Raw genomic sequence first — 22,289 nt, forward strand, 5'->3', positions numbered from 1 at the left:
CACATCGAAACCGCCCAACTCTTGGGATACGGCTTGGGCACTGCGACATCCTTCCAGGCCGCCTCTCAGCAAGCCAGGTCAGGTGTCACCCAACTCTGCAGCAGTCCCTAACGGTGCCCATGGCTGTACTGGGCCAGGGGCAGGCTGCGGGGGTCCGGTACCTGCCTTGCGTCACGGTGAGGCTGTGGCGTTGATGTGTTTGGGTCCTCAGGCATATCAGCCTCTCTCGGAGCCTATTTTCCCGTACAACGCATTGTCTCCAATCCGTTGACAATCAGGCGTGATTCGACGGGAGCCCGCAGGTGCAGTGCCCCGGTGTCAGGGGGACGTCGGCCTGGTGGTGGAGTCGCTGGGGCGGTCTCGATGGCCTGTTCCAGCAGGGCACGTACGGAGTTCGCGTAGCGCATCGCAGTTTTCTCGTCGAGTCCGAACACCTTGGCAAGGTGGAGTGGGGTGGGGCCTTTGACCATGCCTTCTTCGAGCTGACGGTCGACGCGAAGTCTCTTCAAGGCCGCGCCCTGTCCCCGCAGTGCAGCACTCATCCAGTGGTTGCTGGCTCGGCCGGTGGTGTTGGCGGTCTGCTTGTTGATCAACAGGTGGAGGTTCGCGGTATCCGGCCACCGGCTGCGCCGGTGCTCCAGCCAGTCCAGCAGCAGCTTAGTACTCCAGTTGTAGTTCGCTATTGCCGCTGGTCAGAGGCGTCTTCTTGAGCATAGTCAGCTGACGTGTCGTCATGTGGCGGTTGTTCGTGACCGGTCGCGCGGCGTCTGTAGTGGCAGCGCCTGGCAGTGGCCTGGTGGTGGCGACGCCAGCGGGACCATTTCAAGGCATGACTGGCGTGATGCCGGTGGTTGTGACTTGCCCCGGGGCGGCAAGCTGCCAGCAGCCTGCGGACTTCTGCCAGCGTGAGGGGGATGAGGGATGATCCGTTTCTGCGGCCCCCCTTTCCTCCCCGGCGTGGGCGGCCATCGTTGCGAGGAAGGCGTGGGCGAGCATGGCCAGGGTGATGTGCCGGTACCAGGCGGGATAGCGACGGACTTCGTACTGGTCCAGGCCGCACTCGTTCTTCGCGCTCTGGAAACACGACTCGATGGCCCAGCGACTGCCGGCGACTCGGACCAGCTTGTCGACGGTGGTGCCAGTGGGCGCGTAGGCGAGGTAGTAGGCGATCTCGTCAGGGCGGGCGATGCTGCGTCGGGCCAGCACCCACCGGTGGTGGGAGGGCTCGTCTTCGCCGTAGAACGGGACGGCCGGCAGCTGTGCCCCTGCCCAGTCATAGACGCGCGGGCCCTTCGCGCCGTCACCGCAGGACAGTCGTTCCCAGGCTTCGTCGGGGGCATCGCCGATGAGCTGGTCGATGCGCCAGCACCCTGCCAGGGACTTGACCTGCTGTGATTTCGGGACCGCGACGACGTATCCGAGTCCGGCTTCTTCGAGCATGCGGCGGAAGTGCCCGTCCTGGCCGTAGAGCGCGTCCGCGGTCACCCAGGCAAAGGGCAGCGGCGAGGACCGGGTTCTGGCGACCAGAGCCCGGGCCAGCTCAGTCTTGGTGGCGAAACCACGCCCGTCGGGAACCTTCGCCGCCCTGCATCGCTCTCGGTCAGACGTCCACGACTTCGGCAGATACAACTCCCGGTCCACCAACGTCCGGCCCCGCGAAGACGCGTACGCGGCGAAAACCGCTACCTGGCAGTTCTCGGTACGGCCGGCTGTGCCTGAGTACTGCCGTTGCACCCCAGCCGACGTGGTGCCCTTCTTGAGGAATCCCGTCTCATCGATCACGAGGACACCGTCATCCTCGCCGAGCCGCTCGGCGACGTATGCCTGCACATCATCACGGACCCCGTCCGCGTCCCACCGCGCCCGATTCAGGAGATTCTGAAGCCCATGAGGTGTGCTGTGACCTGCGTGTTCAGCTAGCTGCCAGCTGTTCTTCCTGCCCACCGGACCTAACAGGCCATGCACGTACGCGCGCATCCGCCGCCGCAGATCAGCCCGGCCGAACCGATGACCGACCCGCAGCAGCACCTCCTCAAGCTCCCCCGCCCACACATCGGGCCGCACATCGTCTTGCATGATCAGTACAACAGCGATCAAGCGCGACCGGTCACGAACAACCGCAACATGACGACACGTCAGCTGACTATGCTCGAGAAGACGCCTCTGACCAGCGGAAATAGCGAACTGCAACTGGAGTATTAGCGGACTGCGAGTTTGTCGAATCTGGCAGTAACAGCCCGGTTGCACTTGACGCGGTTGATTCCGCACTCGCCTCCGTGCCATGCGTGGTGTATTGGCGGGTTTGTTGCCGAGGTCATGAAGGGGTGAGCGGAAGCTCGTAGTCCATGGTGCGTGCGGTGATGCGCAGTCCGGCCAGCGGCAGTGCTTGGCGTACCGTGGCGTCGTCGAATTCCCAGATGGTCAGTTCGGTGACCTCGGGGTGGTCGCGCCACAGGCGTGTGACGAGTTCCGCGATGAGCGCGGCGAGCGCGCGCGGCTCGGCGTTCTCGTGGCGGATCGCCTCCCCGGCATTGATGTGGGCCGCGTGCCCGTCGACGAAGGCCGAGACTTCTGCGTCTGCCGTTACCAGCGTGAGGTGCGCGGGCAGCTGGTGGACTTGCACATCGGGCAGCCCGGCAGGGGGCTGCCATGTGGCTGGCTCGGTGCTCCAGTAACGGGCGTATTCGCCGTGTCCGTGCGCGTTCAGCGCGGTCGCCGCCTGGCCGTCGGGCCCGGTGTCCCGACCGGCCCACCGCAGGGAGCGGTAGCCGGAGGCACGGGCCTCGTCCGCGGCCCGGCGGTACAGGCCCGTGACCATCTCGAACTCCTCGGCGGCCGGCGGGAGCAGCTCGTAGTACCCGGTTTTGAGACGGCGGACCTCGCGTGGCACGTACGTTGCCTGCACTCGCGCAACCCGCTCGTGGTCCGGGTCCTCGTATACCCATGCCCAACTCAGCAGCGCCCGTCGCGGCGGGCCGCGACCGCGCCGATGGTACGGGGCCGGCCCTGGCCGCCGGTTGGCTCGGACTCGGGCTCGTCGTCCGCAATGCAGGGGGGCTCGCCGGCCGCCGCGTACATTTCTCCGATCACGTGCCCGCCCGCATCCGGCCGGCCGTCCCACTCAAAGAACAGTTCGGAATTCATGTCAGAAGGGTACGACTGCACGACCGACGGACCGCAAGAACCGCCGCAGCCGACCTGGCTACTGTTGCCGGTCGGGAAGAGGCCGGGGAGACCGCCGAAGTGGACGAAACGCCAGCTCATCGACGGGGTGCGGTGGCGCACGCGGGCCGGGGTGCCGTGGCGGGATGTGCCCGCGCGGTACGGCGTCTGGCAGACCGTGTACGGGTGTTCCGCCGTTGGGAGCGGGACGGCACGTGGAAGCGGATCCTTGCGGACTTGCAGGCCGACGCGGACGCGAAGGGACTGATCGACTGGGATGTCTCGGTGGACTCCAGCCTCGACCGGGCCCGCCAGCACGCCGCAGGGGCCCGGAGAAGGGGGGCTGCAGAAGGAGCTCCTGGGCGGCGTCGAGACCGAGCCGGACCATCACGGGCTCGGACGCTCGCGCGGTGGACTGACCACCAAGACCCATCTCGCCTGCGAGCAGGGGCAGAAGCCCCTGGCGCTGCTGGTCACCCGGGCCAGTGGGGCGACTCCCCGCAGTTCCAGCCGGTCCTCGGGCGTATCCGCGTGGCCCGGCCTCACGGCGGACGCCCCGGGGCCCGGCCCGACCGGGTCCTCGGCGACAAGGTATATGGCTCCCGCGCCAACCGAGCATACCTGCGCAAACGTGACATCCGCTGCGAGTTCTACTCCTGTCTGACCAGGCGTGCGGATGCACTGTTCGAGTTGGTCGATGCCGTGCTGTGTGCGGACGGTCCGGTCCGTTCTCTGGTTGAGCTGTCGCTGGTGGGGGAACATCGCCGCGGGCGCGGTGGCCTCTACGACGCCTTGGCCGCGGGCTGGATGGACACCAGAGGTGCTGCGGCGGGCAGTGGCCGCAGCACCCCTGCCGCGGGCTGCGGACGGCCGGCTGGTGCTGGCCGCCGACATCACCTGCCAGCTGCGGTCCAACGCACACACCTCACCGCAGCGGATCCTTTGCCACACCTACGGCCGCGGCAAAGACCAACACATTCCCGTTCCGGGGTGGCCGTACTCGGTGATCTGCGCGCTGGAGACGGGCCGCAGTTCGTGGACCGCTCCGCTGGACGCCCTCCGACTGGCACCGGGCGACGACGCCGCCACCGTCACCGCCCGGCAGATGCGCGAGTTGGTCGGCCGGCTGATGACGGCGGAGCAGTGGAAAGTCGGCGACCCCGAGATCCTCATCGTCGTGGATGCCGGATACGACGTGCCCCGCCTGGCATACCTGCTCAAGGATCTGCCGGTGCAGGTGCTGGGCCGGATGCGTTCGGACCGTGTCCTGCGCCGTGCCGCCCCACCACAAAAGCCCCATACGATGGGCCGCCCGCCGCGTCACGGCGGCGAGTTCGCCTTCAGCGACCAGGCCACCTGGGACATCCCAAACGCGCAGACCGTCACACAGACCCGTCTGTATGGCACCGCCACCGCCCAGGCATGGGACCGCCTCCATCCGCGACTGACACACCGCTCCGCCTGGGTCGCCGAACTGGGAACCCTCCCACCCATCGAGGGAACGGTGTTCCACCTGCGGGTCGAGCACTTGTCCAGCGGCGCCATCCCGAAACCGGTGTGGTTGTGGTGGTCGGGCACCGACGCCACCCCCACTCAGGTCGACCTGCTCTGGCAGGTCTTCCTGCGACGCTTCGACATCGAGCACACCTTTCGGCTGTTCAAGCAGACCCTCGGCTGGACCCGCCCCAAGATCCGCACCCCCGAAGCCGCCGACCGGTGGACCTGGCTCATCCTCGCCGCATACACCCAACTACGCCTGGCCCGGCCACTGGCGGCCGACCTGCGGCGGCGTGGGAGAAACCGAACCCGTCCGACCGTCTCACCCCTGCCCGAGTCCGCCGAGACTTCAGGCACCTCCGCCCGAAGACCCTCTGCCCCGCCGGGGCACCGAAACCCTCCCGCCCCGGCCCAGGCAGACCTCCCGGCCGCAAGAACACCCACCCCACACCCCGCCACGACGTCCACACAGTCCGCAAAACAGACACAACGAAACGACGAACGAAGAAATCAACAACCCCACGGCCCCGCCGCAAAGGCTAAAGATCAAGATAGTACTCCTAACAGAATGGCCTTGATGGCCTTGGAATGTGTTGGTCTGTCAGGTTGCTGACCGGTGCAAGCGTTGGGGGAACGGCTGCCGTGGATCGTGTCCGATGAGTTGTGGGAACGGATCGAGCCGCTGCTGCCCGTCGTACCGCGTCGCGTGGATCATCCGGGACGCAGGCGTCTGGACGACCGGAAGGTCCTGTCAGGGATCCTGTTCGTGCTGTACACCGGCATTCCGTGGGAGTTCATGCCCCAGGAGCTGGGCTTCGGCTCGGGCATGACGTGCTGGCGGCGTCTGAGGGACTGGAACGACGCGGGTGTGTGGCAGCGCCTGCATGAACAGCTGCTGGCCGAGTTACATGCTGCCGGCGCGCTGGACTGGTCGAGGGCGGTGATCGACGGCTCCCATGTGCGGGCCATGAAGGGCGGCCCAAAACGGGCCCGAGTCCGGTTGACCGTGCCCGGCCGGGCTCGAAACACCATCTGATCACAGATGCGCACGGCATTCCCATGGCGGTCTCGCTGACCGGCGGGAACCGCAATGACGTCACTCAGCTCATGCCGCTCATCCAGGTCGTCCCGCCGGTACGCGGCCGACGCGGCCGGCCCCGTCGACGGCCGACGACACCGGTCCCCGCATCGCGGCCCCCCTGGCTTTCCTTGAAGCCGGGAAGCCAACTCTCAAAGGCCCGGGACGCGATGCCGGGTCAACGCAGGCACGGAGCCCGGCACACGGGATGCCCGGCTCCGCGTCTTCTTCGTCACAGCTGCCCGCCGGTAGACGGCCACGGCACCCGACCGCAGCCACCGCGAGACGTCGTCAGGCCGGACGCACCGGGGCGGCGACCAGCTCGTCCAGCCCGGGGAACGGATTGTCCGGCCGGTGCTTGCGATACACGATGTCGACGTACGACAACGGCGCCCACTTCGACGGCTGCTCGTCGATCTGATGGACCACCTGCGCATGGATGTTGCTCCGCAGATCCAGATACGGAAACGCCTCGTGCGCCGCGTCCAGTACCGCCCGGTCCACCTCCTCGACACCGAAAGCAAACATGTCGGCACCGATACCGAAATGCGTGAGAGCGCCGACCAGATGCTTGTGGGGCGCAATCCCCGCCGAGGTGTGCAGCGCCACTGCGTCCCAGATCTGGTCGGCGACGACATCGGACAGCCCGTGCTCCCGGGCGAATCGAGCGGCCCGGAAGGCGCCGTCCACCTCGAACCGGTTCGGCCCCTGCCCCGCGTCGGTCAGACCGATGTCGTGCAGCACCGTGGCGAGAAAGAGCGTCTCGTCGTCGTAGTCCACCCCGGCAGCAAGGTTCCTGGCGGTGGCGATGCTACGAGCATAGAAGTAACTGCGGACAGTGTGGTTGACCAGCCATTCCGGAGAGTGCTCGGCAGTAAAGGCAACAGCGGCCTCCGTAGCTGCCGTACGCGGCCACCCTCCGATCTCCTCCGGCAGATTCTCAAGCACGCTCACTCGACCTCAGCCTCCCCTGTGAACAGGTCGTTCCGCGTCTCCTTGTCGGCGGCGAAGAACGCGGGCTTCGATGTCCACGTCTCGACGATTACGCACATGTTACGCATCTCCTCACTTATCGTGATCAGTGTGATGCGTTCAGCCTAGGAAGACCGAGGTCACCGTACGATGGCCAGATGGCCATTAATCCCAAAGATCCGGCCAAGGTCGCAGTGGTGGTGCAGCCGGGCTACGTCCTGCTGGACGTAGCCGTTCCCCAGCAGGTGTTCGGCCGCTGGCCGGACTGGGTGACCGCCTGCTGGCCTGACGGCGCCCCCTACGAGCTGACCTTGGTGAGTGCGGCTCCCGCGGAAGACTCGCTGGTGCCCCGCGAGGTCGAGCCGCTCGACCGGCTGGACACGGCGGACACCGTGATCGTCGCCGGAGTGCAGGACCCCACTGAGTCTCCGGACGCCGAGCTGGTCGAACGGCTGCATGACGCATACAACCGGGGCAGCCGGATGGTGTCGATCTGTACGGGCGCCTTCGCCCTGGCGGCGGCCGGGATCCTGGACGGCCGCAGCGCCACCACCCACTGGCGCTGGGCCAGCCTGCTGCGAGACCGCCACTCGTCGGTCAAGGTCCGCGAAGCGGAGCTCTACGTCGAGGACACCGGCGTCTTCACCTCCGCGGGTGTCCTCGCCGGAACCGACCTGTGCCTGCATCTCCTGCGGCTCGACCATGGTCAGGCCGCCGCGAACAGGATGGCCCGCTTCCTGGTCAGCCCGCCCCACCGTGAAGGAGGACAGGCCCAGTTCATCGAGCACATCCCGCCCAGCGGCGACTCCGAGATCACCGACGTGATCACCTGGATCCTGGAACACCTCGACGAGCCGCTCACTCTGGAGTCGGTCAGCCGGCACAGCCACATGAGCACGCGAACACTGCGCCGCAGATTCCGGGCTGTGACCGGAGCGAGCGTCATGAACTGGGTGGCTATGCAACGCGTAGCCCGCGCACGCGAACTTCTCGAGACCACTCGCCTCGGCATCGACGACATCGCCCACCGATGCGGCTTCGGCTCCGCGGAGTCATTGCGTATCCACTTCACCGCGATGACCAGGACCAGCCCGTCGGGCTATCGCCGCACCTTCGGTTCCTAACGCTGTTGCCAAACGGTCGCAGCCACGAACAGGATCCCTGACAGGACCTTCCGGTCGTCCAGACGCCTGCGTCCCGGGTGATCCAGTCGACGCGGTACGACGGGCAGCAGCGGCTCGATCCGTTCCCGCAACTCATCGGACACGATCCACGGCAGCCGTTCCCTCTACGCATGCATTACTGACTTCGGCTGGTCAGGGTGACGTTGGGATGTCGAGGGCGAGGCCGGTGCCCGCTATGAAGCCGTCGAGGGTGTCGGGCTGGTACTGGAGGCGTTTGAGTCGGTTGCGGACGAGGGCTTCGAGTCGGTCCAGGGCCATGACGGCGAGGTTGGTCAGGCTGCGTTTGACGTGGGCCCATACCCACTCGACGGGGGTTCAGGTCGGGTAGGTAGGCTGGCAGCAGGAACACCGTCAGCCAGTCACGCTCGGCCACGAGGTCGCCCATCCTGCGGGAGACATGGGTGTTCAACCGGTCCCACACGAGCACGATCGGGGTCTTGACCAGCTGGTGGAATCCGTCGATCAGCGCGATGAAGTCCCGCTCGCCCATGCTGCGACGTGCGCTCATGCCGGCGGGGTGGGACCGAAGACGGTGACACAGCCGGGTCCGGGAACCCGGCCGCATCGCGATCAGCCCGGCCACCGACAGCCGTCCCGAACGCCGGCCGCTGACCGTCACGACGGGTGTTCGGCCGCGCCGGCCCCACGTGCGCCCCCGGGGCGGCCGTCGGGTGAAGCCGGCTTCGTCCTCGAAGCAGACGTAGCCCCGGCAGGCCGCCCGGGTCCTTTTACCTCCGCCCAGGTCACCTCCCGCCACACGCTCACGGCCTGCTCGTCGCGCTCGGCGACCCGCCGGGCGGGCACCTGCGGGGAGAATCCGAGCCGGTGCATCAACCGGGTGGCACCCCAGAGGCTGTAGGAGACGTGGAACTTCCTGCCGATCAACGTGGCCACCCTCGATGCGGTCCACACCTGGTCTTCCACCCAACCGTGGGCAGCCGGCCCCTCCTCCAGCCACACGGCCAGCTTCTCCAGACACCGCGGGGACAGCCGGCACCGGCTCCCGCTCGGACCGCGGGAGGCCAGAGCCTGCACACCACCGTCCCGCCACAACTGATGCCACTGATAAGCCGACTTCACGCTCACCCGAAGCCGACGTGCAACTTCCGATGGCTTGACCATCTGCTCGAACAGTTCAGCCGCCTGCATCCGTACCGTCTCCCGGCGCTGACGCCCCGCAGGAGTCAGCCCGCCCCCATCCGCATATCTCACACACCACGAATACAGCCACCCGCCCACACCCATCAGCGACTTCGCAAGGATTCACCCCAACGAGCTGAAGTCAGTAGAGCCGGTGCGAGGACCTCCCTACGGCGAGGGGACGGATGCCATGCCTCTTGAGGGCGAGTATGAACCCAACACGACGCAGTGGGTGCGCGAGCAAGTGGAGGTGTACAAGAGCTCCGGTGGCACAAGGGGGACGACGCTGTGGGACACGGGGCGGCCCGTGGTGGTGATGAGCACCCGGGGCGCCAAGACTGGTAAGATCCGCAAGGTGCCGGTGGTGCGCGTCGAGCACGAGGGGCGTTATGCGGTGGTCGGCTTGCTGGGCGGATCCTCCAGGCAACCGCTGTGGTACTTCAACGTCAAGGCCGATCCGCATGCCGAACTCCAGGACGGCCCCGTACAGCGGGACATGACGGCCCATGAGGCCACCGGCCAGGAAAGGGCCGAGTGGTGGCGGCGCGCGGTCGCTGTCTTTCTGAGATACGCCGAGATGCAGAAGAAGACCTCGCGGGAGTTCCCGGTGTTCGTCCTGGAACCCGTCGTCGGGTAGCGAGTTCAGGGTGTCTCGGGGCCGTTGGCGGGCATCCGGCGATGACCAACGTGGATAGCGTCGACACCTCGACGGCAGTTCAGGGCGATACATCTCGGCGGGGGCTGCAGGTCGGAAGGCGGTCCCCTCGCTTCTTCGGATACCTGAGCGCCCCTCGAGGCGGCTTGGCGCCGTCCATGGAGATGCTGCCGACCGCGTGAGCGGAGCTTTGAGCCGGCTCGCCGACGTCTACCGGCTGGTTGAGGCGCGGGCGTACCCGATGCTCACTCGTCGCTCCGTACGGGACGCGGGGACGATCGCGCGCCGGGCTCTTTCGCACGGTCGAGTCAGGGCACGCTGGTGACGTCGGCCCAGCGGACGGCGCGTCCAGGTTCCGCACGGTCGCCGTGCGCGGCGGTGAGCTGATTGACGATCTCCAGTCCGCGGCCGTGCTCGTCGGGGGTGCAGCTGACTGCCCAGTCGCCGTCCAGGGCGGCAGGGCCTCCGTCGGACACCTCGATGTGCACTCGCTGGGTGCCCGGGTCGACGCTCAGTTGGAAGTGGAGTGGGGGCCGGGCATGTTCCACGGCGTTGGTGACGAGTTCGGAGACGGTCAGAAGGACCGAGTCGGCCGCGTCCTCGGCGACACTCCACTGAGCCAGGAGTTCTTTGGTGATCTTGCGAGCTTCTCCGGCGGCTTCCGGGCGGTGCGCCAGGGTCCATGTGCCGACGGATGCGGACGGACTGCGAGCAGAGCTCTGCCGCGGGGGTGCCTCTGGGGCGTAGGTGCAGGTCACGATCATCACCTTCCTCCGGCGCCAACGTGGCGCCTGGGCTGTGACCAGAACCCTCAAGGGGCTAGGGTGCATATATATCACCCTTCTATATAGCTTGTCTATATAGATGAAGAATATAGACAAGCTGTATAGAAGGGTGATATAGGTTGAGGTATGGATGAGGCACCTGAAGAGGGTCACCAGGAGGTGGCGGCGGCGCTGAACGAGCTGGCCACCGGACTGGTCAGGCACCTCCTGTCGGGCCGGCAGAGCATGAGTCTGACCACCGCCTCGGCGCTAAGCCGGCTGGAGAAGGAAGGTCCGATCCGGCTGACCGCGCTGGCAGCGGCGGAAGGCATCGCCCAACCGTCGATGACAGCCCTGGTGCAGCGTCTGGAAGACCAGGGCCTGGCCACTCGCGTGGGCCATCCCGAGGACGGGCGGGTCCGCCTGGTTGCCATCACGGAAGCCGGGCGTGAGCTGATGGCCGAGCGTCGGCGCACGCAGTGTGCCCGGGTGGCCGACATGCTGGCCGCGCTGCCCGAGCAGGACGTGCGGGTAGTGGGCGAGGCCATACACGCGGCCTTGCCCATCGTCCGGCGGATGATCCAAGCCGCCCCACAACCCCGTGTTCCCGGCGGTGAATCGCCCTCCTGAGCCTCCTGGCTGCGCTCTTCGGTGTCTCCTCCCGCAGACGGGACCTGCTCCGTTACCCCGTCGCGCCGCACGCGCGCCGGGCCCGGTCCCGGCCCTGCCCTCATATCCGACTTCGGAAAGGGCGGAGAACATGAGCACCTTCTCGGCACCCGGCACCGATGTGCCGCCGGCGCAGGTAGCGGACTACCCCATGACCCGGGCGGCTCACTGCCCCTTCGATCCGCCGCCGGCCCTGCACACCCTGCAGGACCAGGCCCCGATCAGCCGGGTGCGGCTGTGGGACGGCAGCAGCCCGTGGCTGGTCACCCGCTACGACGACGTGCGGGCCCTGCTGACCGATCCGCGGATCAGCTCTGAGAGTGACCACCCGCACTACCCCCATCTGAGCCCGGCCCAGAAGGAGCGCCGGAGGCAGTCGCGCACCTTCATCAACATGGACGATCCGGAGCACGCCCGGCTTCGTCGGATGGTGACCGCTGCCTTCTCCATCAGGCGGGTGGAGGCGCTGCGGCCTGCCATTCAGAAGATCGTCGACGGGCTGATCGCCACCATGCTCGCCGGGCCCAAGCCGGTGGACCTGGTCCAGGAGTTCGCGTTGCCGGTGCCGTCGCTGGTGATCTGTGAGCTGCTCGGCGTCCCGTATGCCGACCACGACTTCTTCCAGGCCAACAGCAAGATCCTGGTCAAGACCACCACCACCGTGGAGCAGGCGCGGGTGGCCACACAGCAGCTGCTCGACTACCTGGACCGGCAGATCGGCGTCAAACTCGGGCACCCGGCCCACGACGCGCTCTCCACGCTGGCCGAGCGGGTCAGGGCCGGTGAGCTCTCCCGGAGTGAAGCGGCAAGCATGGGGATGCTGCTGCTGACCGCCGGGCACGAGACCACCGCGAACATGATCGCGCTGGGTACCCTGGCCCTGCTCCAACACCCGGACCAGTTGGGCCGGTTGCGCGAGAGCGACGACCTGAAGGTGGTCGCTTCTGCGGTCGAGGAACTCCTGCGCTACCTCACCATCGTGCACAGGGGTCGCCGCCGGGTGGCCCTGGCGGACATCGAGGTCGGCGGCGTGACCATCCGCGCCGGCGAGGGCGTCGTCCTCGCCAACGATGTCGCCAACCGCGATCCCGACGCCTTCCCCGACCCCGACCAACTGGACGTCGACCGCAATGCCCGCCACCACGTGGCATTCGGCTTCGGCGTCCACCAGTGCCTGGGCCAGCCGCTGGCCCGGGTGGAGCTGCAGGTCGTCTACGGCACCCTCTACCGCCGCATCCCCACGTTGAAGCTCGCCGTGGATCTCGACGAGATCCCGTTCAAACACGACGGAAACGTCTACGGCGTCTACGAGCTGCCCGTCACCTGGTGAGCGCGGCCAAGTGCCGCGCAGGAATGGAGGATCCGATGAAGGTGATCGTCGACCAGAACAAGTGCGTGGCCTCCGGTCAGTGCGTGCTGACCGCGCCGGAGGTGTTCGACCAGCGCGAGGAGGACGGCATCGTCGTCCTGCTCGCCGAGAACCCGCCGGAGGGCCTCGCGGACGACGTCCGGCAGGCCGTCGCCCTCTGCCCGGCCCAGGCGATCTGGCTGGAAGAAAAGGAGAAGAGGGAGTGAACCGGATCGTCATCGTGGGAGCCTCGGCCGCCGGCCTGACCGTGGCCGAGACGCTCCGCCGCCGAGGCTGGGACGGTCACCTCGCCTTGATCGGTGAGGAGTCCCGTCCGCCGTACGACCGGCCGCCGCTGTCCAAGCAGATCCTGACCGGCGCCTGGGAGCCCGAACGCGCCGCCCTGCGCTCCCTGCCGGATCTCGCGCGGCTGCGGGCCGACCTGCGGCTCGGACAACGCGCCGCCGCACTCGACGTCCCGGGCCGCCGGGTGCGCCTGGCAGGCGGCGAGAGCATCGGCTTCGACGCTCTGGTCATCGCTACCGGTGTGGCTCCCCGGCGACTGGCCGGCAGCGATCTGGCCGGAGTCCACGTCCTGCGCACGCTCGACGACGCGATCGCCCTGCGCGCCGCGCTGCGAGCCGGGCCCCGGGTGGTCGTGGTCGGTGCCGGTTTCCTCGGCACCGAGGTCGCCGCGGCCGCCCGGACCATGGGCCTGGAGGTGACCGTGATCGAGCCGGAGCCGGTCCCGGTGCGGCGCCCGTTCGGGGACCGGATCGGTGCGCTCGTCGCCGAGTTGCACAGGGACCACGGAACACACCTGCGCTGCGGAGTGCCGGTACGCCGGCTGCGCGGCGCCGGCGGCCGGGTGACCGGGGTGGACCTCGGCGACGGCACCACGCTGCCGGCCGACATCGTCGTCCTGGCCCTCGGCGCCACGCCCGCGACCGGCTGGCTGGCAGGTTCGGGCCTGGAACTGGGAGACGGAGTGGAATGCGATGCCTGTTGCCAGGCGGCCCCGGGGATCTACGCCGCCGGCGACGTCGCCTCCTGGCCCAATGCCCACTTCGGCACCCGCATGCGACTGGAGCATCGAATGAACGCCACCGAACAAGCCATGGCCGCAGCCGGCAACCTGCTCGGCGACGCCACCCCGTTCGCTCCCGTGCCCTACTTCTGGACCGACCAGTACGACACCAGGATCCAGGCGTACGGAATCTTCCCGCCGGACGCGGAGATGCGGATCGTCCACGGCGCCCCCTCGGACGGCCACTTCACCGCCGCCTACAGCCACCACGGGAACGTGGTCGGCGTACTCGGCTGGAACGCCCCGCGTCAAGCACGCACGCTGCGCCGCCTGGTCGTCGAACGCGCATCGTGGGCCGCCTTCGCGGCCACACCCGCGCTCAGCCCGGCAATCGTGAACTGACCCAGGTCCCATAGGAAGCAAGGAGGGAGGACTGCCGGTGACCACCGACCAAACCCCCCGCCCGGCAGGCACCGCCCCCGGCGTCCGGCCCCGCGGTCGCCGTGCTTGGATCAGCGCCGACCACCCCGCTACAAATGGGTGGCGCTGACCAACACCACGCTCGGCGTACTGATCGCGACCATCAACGGCTCGATCGTGCTGATCTCATGCCGGGAATCTTCACTGGCATCCGCCTTGCCCCCCTCCGACCGGGCAACGTCGGTTACCTGCTGGGGATGCTGATGGGCTACCTGCTGGTCACTGCCGTGCTGGTCGTCACCCTCGGCCGACTCGGCCGGTAGGAGTCCTGTTCGCCGCCTTCCTCGGCTACAACCCCATCCAGCAGCTCCTCGGCCCGACCATCCTCGGCCACCTGCCAGGGGCCAACGCGGCCAACCTGACCGGACGAGACTTCTTCCCCCACCTGATCTCCCGGCCCTTCCACGACGGCCTTGCCGTCGTCTTCACCCTGGCCATCGCCATGGCCCTCATCGCCATGGCCCTCATCGCCGCGGCCACTTCCCTGATCCACAGCCGCACCGAGCCCACACCCACGACAGATCCCACGAGCATCACGCCCAGAGCCTCCACCGCCGTGGCGGCATCCGCCGGTTCGCCGGAGGACAGCGGGCCCGGACGCGCACACTCTTCTTCGCCAACACCCGGCACGCAAAGGAAAACCAAACCACCGGACAGGGATCGGAGTTGGGAGGAGCACTTCTGATTCCTGCGGCTACCCGTCCTCCCCCGTCGTCCGTCCGGTCGCCAGTGCGCGGATCGTGCAGCCCGGACTCTCAGCAGCGACGGCTGATTTTCGGGCGACTTCCGATGCCGCCCCGAGGCGCTCAGCCGTCACCCAGAGTGGCCACTGCACGGAAGTATCCGACCGGACAGAACCTATGGCGGCTCCCGTCCGAAGCACGGTTCGCCTCCCGCCCGCGTGAACGCCTTCGCATTGCCTGTCCTGGTCGCCTTCCGTGGGCCATACGGGCCGTCGAGTGCTGCCGTTCGATGGATGGTGCGGTCGGGTCCGATGCGGCTGTCGTCCCGCTGTGACACCTTCCTTGCCGGGTACCAGGGGATACGCCCCTGCCCGGAGTGGAACCTGTGTCGTACGGGTTCCGAACCGCTTGCCAGTCGTTCACCTGGGTGGTTGAAGGAAGGACCCGCTACGTGTCTGACGCCGTCGTCCTCATCACGGGCGCGCTCACCGGTATCGGCCGTGCCACCGCATTCGCTTATGCCCGCCACGGCGCGAACCTCATCGTCTCCGGCCGCCACGAGGATGTGGGTGAGCAGCTTGCCAGGGAGCTGGCCGACCTCGGCGCCCCGGCGGAGTTCGTGCGGGCCGACGTCCGCTTCGATGCCGATGTGAAGGACCTCGTCGACCGTGCGGTTGCGCGGTTCGGGCGGATCGATGTCGCCTTCAACAACGCCGGCACGGAGGGAACCCCCGGCCCTGTCACCGAGGTGACCGACGAGACTTATCAGGCCACCTTCGATACCAACGTCAAGGGAACGCTGCTGTGCCTGAAGCACGAGTTCCGGGTCATGAGGGAACAGGGCGGCGGCAGCATCGTCAACGTCAGCTCCACCTTCGGCCTGATGGGTTACCCCGGGGCGACCTTGTATGTCGGGAGCAAGCACGCCGTCGTCGGCATCACCAAGGCGGCCGCGCTCGAAGGCGCCGCTCACGGTATCCGGGTCAACGCGGTCGCGCCCGGCTACACCCGGACCGCTATGTACGAGCGGTTCACCGGCGACGACACGGCGCGTGACGCGGTCGATTCGGTGCTGCCCATGCACCGGGCGGGCACCCCGGAGGAGATCGCCCAGGCCGTCCAATTCCTGGGTTCGGACAAGGCGAGCTACGTCACCGGGCACATCCTCCTGGTCGACGGCGGCCTCATGGCGGGCGGGCCCCTGTTCCCGAGCTCGTGAACCCGAGGCCGGTCACGGGTGCGTGCGGCCATAAGGGGCACGGATGGCCGTTGTTGGCGACTCCTACGGCCAAGGAATGACGACCGTGTGTGCACCGCGCGGTTACATGAGCCGGGGATGCGGCCCCGTCAGCCGCGACCAGACGCGAGGGAGTAATGAGCGAAGCACGCGAGAGCCAGGAGAGCAGCGCCTACGACGTGGTCGTGCTGGGCGCGGGTCCGGTCGGCCAGAACGTCGCCGACCGCGCCCGCGCCGCCGGCCTCACCGTGGCCGTCGTGGAGCGTGAACTGGTCGGCGGCGAATGCTCCTACTGGGCCTGCGTCCCCAGCAAGGCCCTGCTGCGGCCGGTCATCGCGGTCGCCGACGCCCGCCGGGTGGACGGCGCCCGGCAGGCCGTCACCGGCCAGCTCGACACCGACCGGGTCTTCGCCCGACGCAACCACTACGTCACCGACTGGGACGACACCGGACAGGCCGAGGCGGTCAAGTCCACCGGCGCCGACCTCTTCCGCGGCCACGGCCGCATCGACGGCCCCCACCGCACCACGGTCACCAGGGACGACGGCGCACGCCACACCCTCACCGCCCGGCACGCTGTGGCCATCGCCACCGGCAGCCGACCGGCCCTGCCCGACATCCCCGGAATCCAGGAGGCCCGGCCCTGGACGAACCGGCACGGCACCGACTCCAGCACCGTGCCCGCCCGGCTCGCCATCGTGGGAGGCGGCGGAGTCGGCGTCGAGATGGCCACTCTCTGGCAGGGCCTGGGCTCCCAGGTCACCCTGCTCGCCCGCCGCCCCCTGATTCCCCGCATGGAACCCTTCGCGGGCGAGCTCGTCACCCGCAGCCTCACCGAGGCGGGCGTCGACGTACGGATCGGCACCCAGGTCACCGCCCTGCGCCGCCCGGACCCTACCGGGCCCGTCGCCCTCACCCTTGACGACGGCAGCGAACTTGAGGCCGACGAGGTCATGTTCGCCACCGGCCGCACCCCCAGCACCCACGACATCGGCCTGGACACGGTCGGCCTCACCCCCGGCACATGGCTGGAGGTGGACACCACCTGCCTGGTCCGCCGGGTCGACGGCGCATGGCTTTACGCCGTCGGCGACGTCAACCACCGGGCCCTGCTCACCCACCAGGGCAAGTACCAAGCGCGAACCGCCGGCGACGCCATCGCCGCCCGCGCCGCGGGCCTGCCCGTGGACGACGGCCCGTGGGGAGACCACGCCACCACCGCCGACCAGCACGCCGTGCCCCAAGTCTTCTTCACCGACCCCGAGGCGGCCGCCGTGGGCCTGACCGCCGAACAGGCAGCCCAGGCCGGCCATCGCATCAAGACCGTCGACCTCGACTTCAACGCCGCCCAGGGCGCCAACCTCTACGCCGACAACTACGGTGGCCACGCACGGATGGTCGTCGACCTCGACCGGGAAATCCTGCTCGGGGTGACCTTCGTCGGCCCTGGAGTCAGCGAGCTGCTGCACTCTGCGACCGTCGCGGTCGCCGGCGAGATCCCGCTCAAGCGGCTGCGGCACGCGATCGCCTGCTTCCCGACCGTCAGCGAGATCTGGCTTTTCCTCCTCGCCGCCTACCAGCGCGACCGCACCTGAGCGGATGGGAACGGGCCCACCTCTTGGATCAACCAGCACTTGATCATCGGTCACGCCTTTGACCTGTGGAAACGTCACGCAGGTGTGCGTTTGGCTGGCGGTCGGGCGGTGCCCGAAGTGACCGCTGTTTACCCCTGCGAGTGGCACGCTGTGGGATGCTGCGCAGCCGTCCGTCGAGGGTGACCGAGCCGCCGCCGAACTCGTCGCGGGCCTCGGGGCTCGCGAGCAGTGCGTCGTGGAGCTTGGTCGCGAAGACGCCGGGGCCTGGATCTCGACCGCGTCGGCTTCCGGGGTTGGCAGATGCGCCCCACGGCCCCAGGCCGCGCAGACTTGGGGATGCGGCATGCGGCCGACGAAGCGAGGGTGATCCCATGACCGGCTTCAGAGGACCGCACGGACCGCGAGCGCGGGGCCGGATGAGCCGACGGCGGCGCACCCGGCCCATGACCACCGGCACATCCTCGCAACGGAAGGAAGGCGCCTCATGACAGCAGTGCACGGCTCACGCTTCGACGGCAAGGTCGCCGTGGTGACCGGCGGCAGCCGGGGCATCGGCGCTGCGGTCGTCACGCGGCTGGCCGTGGAGGGTGCCGCCATCGTGATCGGCTACCGGAGCAACCAGGAAGCGGCGCAGGCCCTCGTCTCCGCACTCACCGCGGACGGCCGCCGCGCCCTCGCGCTGCGTGCCGACGTCGCCGACCCCGACCAGACCAAGGCACTGATCGAGCGGGCCGTAGCCGAGTTCGGACGGCTCGACGTCCTGGCATCCTGCGCGGGCATCGAGCACTTCGACGCCCTGGAGAACATCACCCCAGCCGACTTCGACCGCGTCTTCGCGGTCAACATCCGTGGCCAGCTGTTCGCCACCCAGTACGCCGCCGCTCACATGGGGGCGGGCGGCAGGATCGTGCTCACCTCCTCCACCAGCGCCTCCCACGCCGTGTTCCACCACACCCTGTACGCCGCATCCAAAGCAGCCGTGGAGGCGATGGTCCTCAACCTGTCCGCCGAACTCGGCCAGCGCGACATCACCATCAACGCCATCGCTCCCGGCGGTACCGCCACCGACATGGCCGCCGAAGTCGGCGCCCTCTACCCGCACCCCCAGTTGAGGAGCACCATGCCCCTGGACCAGTGGATCGAAGTGCACGGCGCGCTCGGCCGGCTCGCGCGACCCGAGGAGATTGCCGCCGGCTACGCCTTCCTCGCCTCCGACGACGCCGCCTACATGACAGGCCGCACCCTGCCCATCGACGGCGGCTTCTTCTAAGGGAGGTGGGATGCCGCGGCATACGGCCTTGGAGAGCGGAGGTCGTCAAGGTGGCCTGTGGCTGTGTGCAGCGGGTCCACGAAGGCGCTCGTAGTACGCACTCACTATCTGCCAGTGGCCAGCTGAGACGGCTGCTGACACTCACCACGGCCCCGCACGCCGACGACTCCTGACGCGCGATCACGCACGGCCTTCGACGCGTTGCAGAGCGTCGACGTCGAAAGGGCCAATACCGAGCATCTGGTGGACATGCCACTCGATGATCTCGATCGTTGCCTGACCATCGCGTACCAGGGGATCGCTCTGCGCGATGGCTTCTGCGTCTGAACGGGAGCGTGCACGTGCCACATACAGCCCCATCGTGCCGTCCGAGCTAGGTCCGGAGATCAGCACGCTACCCCGTTCGTGCTGGCCACGCATCCAGACCAGATGCTCCTCGAGCGTTCGCTGTGACTCCATCACCGGGCGCTCGCTGCGCCTGATCACCAGGTACCAGATCACGATCGCACCACCGTCCCGGGCCTGCCGCTGGAATGCACTTCACCAGAACTTCCCTCTCGTCCATCACAACGACTCGCCGGCCTCCGCGCCCAGATCGACGGCTGCGTTTCCCTTGCTGGCGCTCTCAGGCGAGGACGCCACCGTGAATGATCTCGGGCTCGCGACCTCGACCTCGCCGGTATGGGTTCCAGACCACGACGTCGACGCCACGCAGCAGTAGGCCGCGATCTGCGGGACACGATCGCCGGCGGCCAGGAGCTGACCCCGCAGGCGAGATTTCAGCCGTCATCGTGGTCCCAAATGACGCGGCGTCACAGCCAGTTTCGCAGGCGCCCGCATCACCCAAACCGGCGTACGTGTGGTCGGTGGACAGCACGGCATGGTCGTCGCGCCAGGCGGGACTCACCGGAAGGCGAAGACGGTGAAGGCGGCGAGTTCGGCGTTCGCTGGCGCGCTCGCTTCGAAGGCATAGTGCTGGCCGTACTTGGGCCGCTTCAGCTCGACCGCGTCCTTCGCCTCGGCCGCGAGCCGGGCGGGGAACCAGGCCGAATGGGCGCCCTGCGACGGGTTGATGTAGTCGCTGAACGGGTGGACCTTGAAGGCTTGGGTCACCGCGTCGCGGATGTTCCGGCAGTCGCTTCACAGATGATGCGATACCTGTTGTGCGGTCGCCGTCGGTGCTGCCGTTGTGTGCATGCTCTTCATCCTTGGGCCGTGGGTCGGACGACGAGTTCGCTGACGTCGACGTCGGCGGGCTGGCTGATGGCATAGAGGACTGCCTCGCCGATCGCGGCGGCGGGGATCGCGATGCTCATCTGCTCCTCCACCGCGTCCTTGACCGCGCTGTCGCCGATGGTCCCGGTCGGCTCGCTGCGGGTCAGGCCCGGGCTGATCACGGTGACCCGCAGCTCCCGGCTCTCCTGGCGCAGGCATCCGACAGGGCGCGGACCGCGTGTTTGGTGGCGCTGTAGACGGCTGCGGTCGGGTCGACCCGCAGTCCTGAGACGGAGGAGATGTTCACGATGTGCCCGGCGTGCTGGGCGCGCATGATCGGCAGGACGGCGGCGATGCCGTGCAGGACCCCGCGCAGGTTCACGTCGATCATGCGGTTCCATTCGTCGACCCTCAGCGCGTCCAGGCGCGACAGCGCCATGACGCCTGCGTTGTTGACCAGGACGTCGACGCCCCCGTACCGGTCATGGGCGGCTGAGACGAAGGACTGCATGCTGACCGGGTCGGTCACGTCCAGTTCGTGGGGGAAGGCGCTGCCCGCCTGGGGTTCGATGTCCTTGGCGAGGGCGGCGAGGCGGTCGGTGCGCCGCGCCCCGAGAACCACGTGGTGGCCCGCGGTGGCGAGGCGTCTGGCGGTGGCTTCGCCGATGCCGCTGCTGGCCCCGGTGATCAGGACCACCTTCGGAGTGTCTGTGGTGGACGAGCGGGTCATGTGCTGCCTTTCGACGTGTCGCCGGCCCGTGTGGTGCGTCGGCCGGTGTCGTCAGGATGTGTCCGATCGTGCGCAGGCGGCAGGACGGGTCTTCCTGGGTGCGCCACTCCTAGGAACCAGCGGCGTACGATCCGGTCATGGGCGGCAATGAACTGGGGGAATTCCTGCGGGCGCGTCGCTCCCGGCTCAGCCCGGCCGATGTGGGGTTTCCTCGTTCGCGAGGTCGCCGGGTCAGCGGACTGCGACGCGAGGAAGTCGCCGTCCTGGCCGGGGTCAGCGCCGACTACTACGCCCGTCTGGAGCAGGGCCGCGAGCGGCATCCCTCCGGCCAGGTCGTCGATGCCCTCGCGCAGGCTCTGCACTTGGATGCCGATGCCTGCTGGCACGCCTACCGCCTGGCCGGACTCGTGCCCAGGCCCCAGACCCCCAGCCCGGACGAGGAGCGGGTCGCACCGCAACTCCTGCGGCTGATGGACGTTTTCCCGACGGCAGTGGCCTACGTGGTCAACCGGCGCCTGGACATCCTCGCCTCGAACGCGCTCGCCGACGCCTTGCTCTCCCCGCTTGCGGACCGGCGCGGCATGGCCCGTCCCTGTTCTGCGACCCTGCGGCGCGGGAGCTGTTCGCCGACTGGCACACCGTGGCCCGTGACACCGTCGCCGCGCTGCGGCTCGCCCAAGGTCACGACCGGCACGACCCCCGCATGTCCGCCCTGATCGACGGCCTGCTCGCGGCCAGCGAGGACTTCGCGGCACTGTGGAACCGCCAGGACGTCGGCCGTCTGGGCAGCAGGACCAAGACCTTCCGCCACCCGCAGGCGGGCCAACTGACGCTTGACTACCAGTCCTTCGAGGTACAGGACGCGCCTGGCCAATGCCTCCTGGTCGGCACCGCAGAGCCCGAGAGCGCCGATGCCCGTCGCCTGACCCTGCTCGTCTCCCACCGCGCCGGGAGCGACGATCGCGTCACCGCCGGTCGGCGGTAGCGGAAATTCCTCTGTTGTCTTCGGAACCCCCAGAGGGCTTGCCGCAAGCAGTCGTAACAGCTACCGTTACAACACGGTCGGAGGTGATGAACAAGATGAGCGCCAACAGTAGATTGACCGTCGCCGCACACGCTCTGACCTGGATCGGGCTCTACCGGCGCCGCGGTCACGAGGTCGCCACCTCCGAGCAGATCGCGACGAGCGTCAACACCAATCCCGTCGTGATCCGTCGCCTGCTGGCCCAACTGCGCAAGGCCGGTCTGGCCGACTCGCGCAGGGGTGCCGGCGCCGGCTGGACGCTGTCGCGGGACCTGGCGGCGATCACCCTGCTCGATGTCTACGAGGCGGTGGAGCCAGGGCCGATCTTCGCCCTGCACCCCGCCGCACCCGACCCCGAGTGCGTCGTGGGCCACGGCATCGCACCGGCGCTGACCGCCGTCTACGACAGCATCGAAGCCGTCCTCCGCAAGGAGTTGGCGAGAACCACACTCGAGGACGTACTCCAAGCCGTACTCAAAGCCACCTAGTGGCGCGTCGCTGCTTAGTTGTGGCATGACTGGTTGAGAGACTGGCATCCGAAAAGTTCCAACCCTTTTGC

At 68.3% G+C, this 22,289-nt stretch carries 19 protein-coding genes and 8 pseudogenes; 15 read left to right on the forward strand and 12 right to left on the reverse strand.

The genetic code is table 11. The annotated features are described in order from the left end of the window. Positions 1-233: 233 nt before the first annotated feature. The 4 genes from CG747_RS45620 to CG747_RS45635 all read right to left on the reverse strand — a co-directional run bounded on the left by CG747_RS45620 (position 234) and on the right by CG747_RS45635 (position 3,144). On the reverse strand, positions 234-593 hold the full coding sequence (locus CG747_RS45620; protein WP_257981209.1) for a hypothetical protein: 360 nt from the start codon (positions 591-593) through the stop codon (positions 234-236). 229 nt (positions 594-822) lie between these two features. After that, positions 823-2,076 (reverse strand): IS701 family transposase, encoded by a 1,254-nt coding sequence (locus CG747_RS45625; protein WP_100607772.1) that lies wholly within the window; start codon positions 2,074-2,076, stop codon positions 823-825. Positions 2,077-2,314: 238 nt separating this feature from the next. Then, positions 2,315-2,890, reverse strand: a complete 576-nt coding sequence (locus CG747_RS45630; protein WP_146022296.1) for a hypothetical protein — start codon at positions 2,888-2,890, stop codon at positions 2,315-2,317. Between the two features lie 62 nt (positions 2,891-2,952). Next, a complete protein-coding gene (locus CG747_RS45635; protein WP_100607774.1) occupies positions 2,953-3,144 on the reverse strand; it encodes a hypothetical protein in 192 nt (63 codons plus the stop codon). Between the two features lie 61 nt (positions 3,145-3,205). On the opposite strand from CG747_RS45635, the pseudogene CG747_RS48725 reads away from it, so the two are divergent. From CG747_RS48725 to CG747_RS45645, 3 pseudogenes are all read left to right on the forward strand, one after another. Next, positions 3,206-3,804 (forward strand): annotated as a pseudogene (locus CG747_RS48725) (IS5 family transposase); the annotation flags it as partial. Further along, a pseudogene (locus CG747_RS45640) lies at positions 3,784-5,202 on the forward strand (NF041680 family putative transposase). The pseudogenes CG747_RS48725 and CG747_RS45640, both read left to right, overlap by 21 nt. Positions 5,203-5,284: 82 nt before the next feature. Beyond that, positions 5,285-5,829: pseudogene (locus CG747_RS45645) on the forward strand (IS5 family transposase); the annotation flags it as partial. 199 nt (positions 5,830-6,028) lie between these two features. Here the strand turns inward: CG747_RS45645 and CG747_RS45650 are convergent. After that, complete coding sequence (locus CG747_RS45650) at positions 6,029-6,691, reverse strand: HD domain-containing protein (protein WP_100607775.1); 663 nt, start codon at positions 6,689-6,691, stop codon at positions 6,029-6,031. A 176-nt stretch (positions 6,692-6,867) separates the two neighbouring features. Between CG747_RS45650 and CG747_RS45655 the strand changes: the two genes are divergently transcribed. Beyond that, positions 6,868-7,833 (forward strand): GlxA family transcriptional regulator, encoded by a 966-nt coding sequence (locus tag CG747_RS45655; RefSeq protein ID WP_100607776.1) that lies wholly within the window; start codon positions 6,868-6,870, stop codon positions 7,831-7,833. A 14-nt stretch (positions 7,834-7,847) separates the two neighbouring features. Here the strand turns inward: CG747_RS45655 and CG747_RS50565 are convergent. The 3 genes and pseudogenes from CG747_RS50565 to CG747_RS45670 form a co-directional block, all read right to left on the reverse strand. Further along, a pseudogene (locus CG747_RS50565) lies at positions 7,848-7,988 on the reverse strand (IS5/IS1182 family transposase); the annotation flags it as partial. Between the two features lie 37 nt (positions 7,989-8,025). Further along, a pseudogene (locus tag CG747_RS49020) lies at positions 8,026-8,533 on the reverse strand (transposase); the annotation flags it as partial. Then, positions 8,509-9,105, reverse strand: a complete 597-nt coding sequence (locus CG747_RS45670) for a winged helix-turn-helix domain-containing protein (protein WP_257981210.1) — start codon at positions 9,103-9,105, stop codon at positions 8,509-8,511. The pseudogene CG747_RS49020 and the gene CG747_RS45670, both read right to left, overlap by 25 nt. Positions 9,106-9,223: 118 nt before the next feature. Here CG747_RS45670 and CG747_RS45675 point away from each other — a divergent pair, with 118 nt between their 5' ends. Further along, positions 9,224-9,670 carry a nitroreductase family deazaflavin-dependent oxidoreductase gene (locus CG747_RS45675; protein ID WP_100607777.1) on the forward strand — a complete coding sequence of 149 codons (447 nt, stop codon included), beginning with the start codon at positions 9,224-9,226 and terminating at the stop codon, positions 9,668-9,670. A 326-nt stretch (positions 9,671-9,996) separates the two neighbouring features. Here CG747_RS45675 and CG747_RS45680 read toward each other — a convergent pair whose 3' ends face one another. Beyond that, positions 9,997-10,446: an ATP-binding protein gene (locus tag CG747_RS45680; protein WP_257981211.1), complete on the reverse strand. Its 450-nt coding sequence runs from the start codon at positions 10,444-10,446 to the stop codon at positions 9,997-9,999. A gap of 153 nt (positions 10,447-10,599) precedes the next feature. On the opposite strand from CG747_RS45680, the gene CG747_RS45685 reads away from it, so the two are divergent. The 8 genes and pseudogenes from CG747_RS45685 (at position 10,600) to CG747_RS45725 (ending at position 18,761) form a co-directional block, all read left to right on the forward strand. Beyond that, the gene (locus CG747_RS45685) at positions 10,600-11,082 is read left to right on the forward strand and encodes a MarR family winged helix-turn-helix transcriptional regulator (protein ID WP_100607779.1); all 483 of its coding nucleotides are present in this window, start codon (positions 10,600-10,602) and stop codon (positions 11,080-11,082) included. A 130-nt stretch (positions 11,083-11,212) separates the two neighbouring features. Beyond that, positions 11,213-12,451, forward strand: a complete 1,239-nt coding sequence (locus CG747_RS45690) for a cytochrome P450 (protein ID WP_100607780.1) — start codon at positions 11,213-11,215, stop codon at positions 12,449-12,451. Positions 12,452-12,486: 35 nt separating this feature from the next. Continuing rightward, positions 12,487-12,696, forward strand: coding sequence for a ferredoxin (locus CG747_RS45695; RefSeq protein ID WP_100607781.1), 210 nt, complete (start codon positions 12,487-12,489; stop codon positions 12,694-12,696). Then, a complete protein-coding gene (locus tag CG747_RS45700) occupies positions 12,693-13,898 on the forward strand; it encodes an NAD(P)/FAD-dependent oxidoreductase (RefSeq protein WP_180986026.1) in 1,206 nt (401 codons plus the stop codon). Before CG747_RS45695 ends, CG747_RS45700 begins: the two co-directional genes overlap by 4 nt. A 105-nt stretch (positions 13,899-14,003) precedes the next feature. Continuing rightward, positions 14,004-14,233 (forward strand): annotated as a pseudogene (locus CG747_RS51250) (MFS transporter); the annotation flags it as partial. 811 nt (positions 14,234-15,044) lie between these two features. Next, positions 15,045-15,878 carry an SDR family NAD(P)-dependent oxidoreductase gene (locus tag CG747_RS45715; RefSeq protein ID WP_257981213.1) on the forward strand — a complete coding sequence of 278 codons (834 nt, stop codon included), beginning with the start codon at positions 15,045-15,047 and terminating at the stop codon, positions 15,876-15,878. A gap of 155 nt (positions 15,879-16,033) precedes the next feature. After that, positions 16,034-17,491, forward strand: a complete 1,458-nt coding sequence (locus tag CG747_RS45720) for an NAD(P)/FAD-dependent oxidoreductase (RefSeq protein ID WP_100607783.1) — start codon at positions 16,034-16,036, stop codon at positions 17,489-17,491. Positions 17,492-17,975: 484 nt separating this feature from the next. After that, a complete protein-coding gene (locus CG747_RS45725) occupies positions 17,976-18,761 on the forward strand; it encodes an SDR family NAD(P)-dependent oxidoreductase (RefSeq protein ID WP_180986027.1) in 786 nt (261 codons plus the stop codon). A gap of 180 nt (positions 18,762-18,941) precedes the next feature. Here the strand turns inward: CG747_RS45725 and CG747_RS45730 are convergent, their stop codons facing one another. The 3 genes and pseudogenes from CG747_RS45730 to CG747_RS45740 form a co-directional block, all read right to left on the reverse strand. Next, positions 18,942-19,262, reverse strand: coding sequence for a YciI family protein (locus CG747_RS45730; RefSeq protein ID WP_100607785.1), 321 nt, complete (start codon positions 19,260-19,262; stop codon positions 18,942-18,944). A gap of 402 nt (positions 19,263-19,664) precedes the next feature. Then, positions 19,665-19,874, reverse strand: coding sequence for a hypothetical protein (locus CG747_RS45735; protein WP_100607786.1), 210 nt, complete (start codon positions 19,872-19,874; stop codon positions 19,665-19,667). A gap of 89 nt (positions 19,875-19,963) precedes the next feature. Further along, positions 19,964-20,706: pseudogene (locus tag CG747_RS45740) on the reverse strand (SDR family oxidoreductase). Positions 20,707-20,843: 137 nt separating this feature from the next. On the opposite strand from CG747_RS45740, the pseudogene CG747_RS45745 reads away from it, so the two are divergent. Next, positions 20,844-21,691 (forward strand): annotated as a pseudogene (locus CG747_RS45745) (helix-turn-helix domain-containing protein). Positions 21,692-21,786: 95 nt separating this feature from the next. Beyond that, on the forward strand, positions 21,787-22,218 hold the full coding sequence (locus CG747_RS45750; RefSeq protein WP_100607788.1) for an Rrf2 family transcriptional regulator: 432 nt from the start codon (positions 21,787-21,789) through the stop codon (positions 22,216-22,218). Positions 22,219-22,289: the final 71 nt, after the last annotated feature.

The sequence above is a fragment of the Streptomyces sp. CB02959 genome, from assembly GCF_002803155.1.
Classification (GTDB): Bacteria; Actinomycetota; Actinomycetes; order Streptomycetales; family Streptomycetaceae; genus Streptomyces.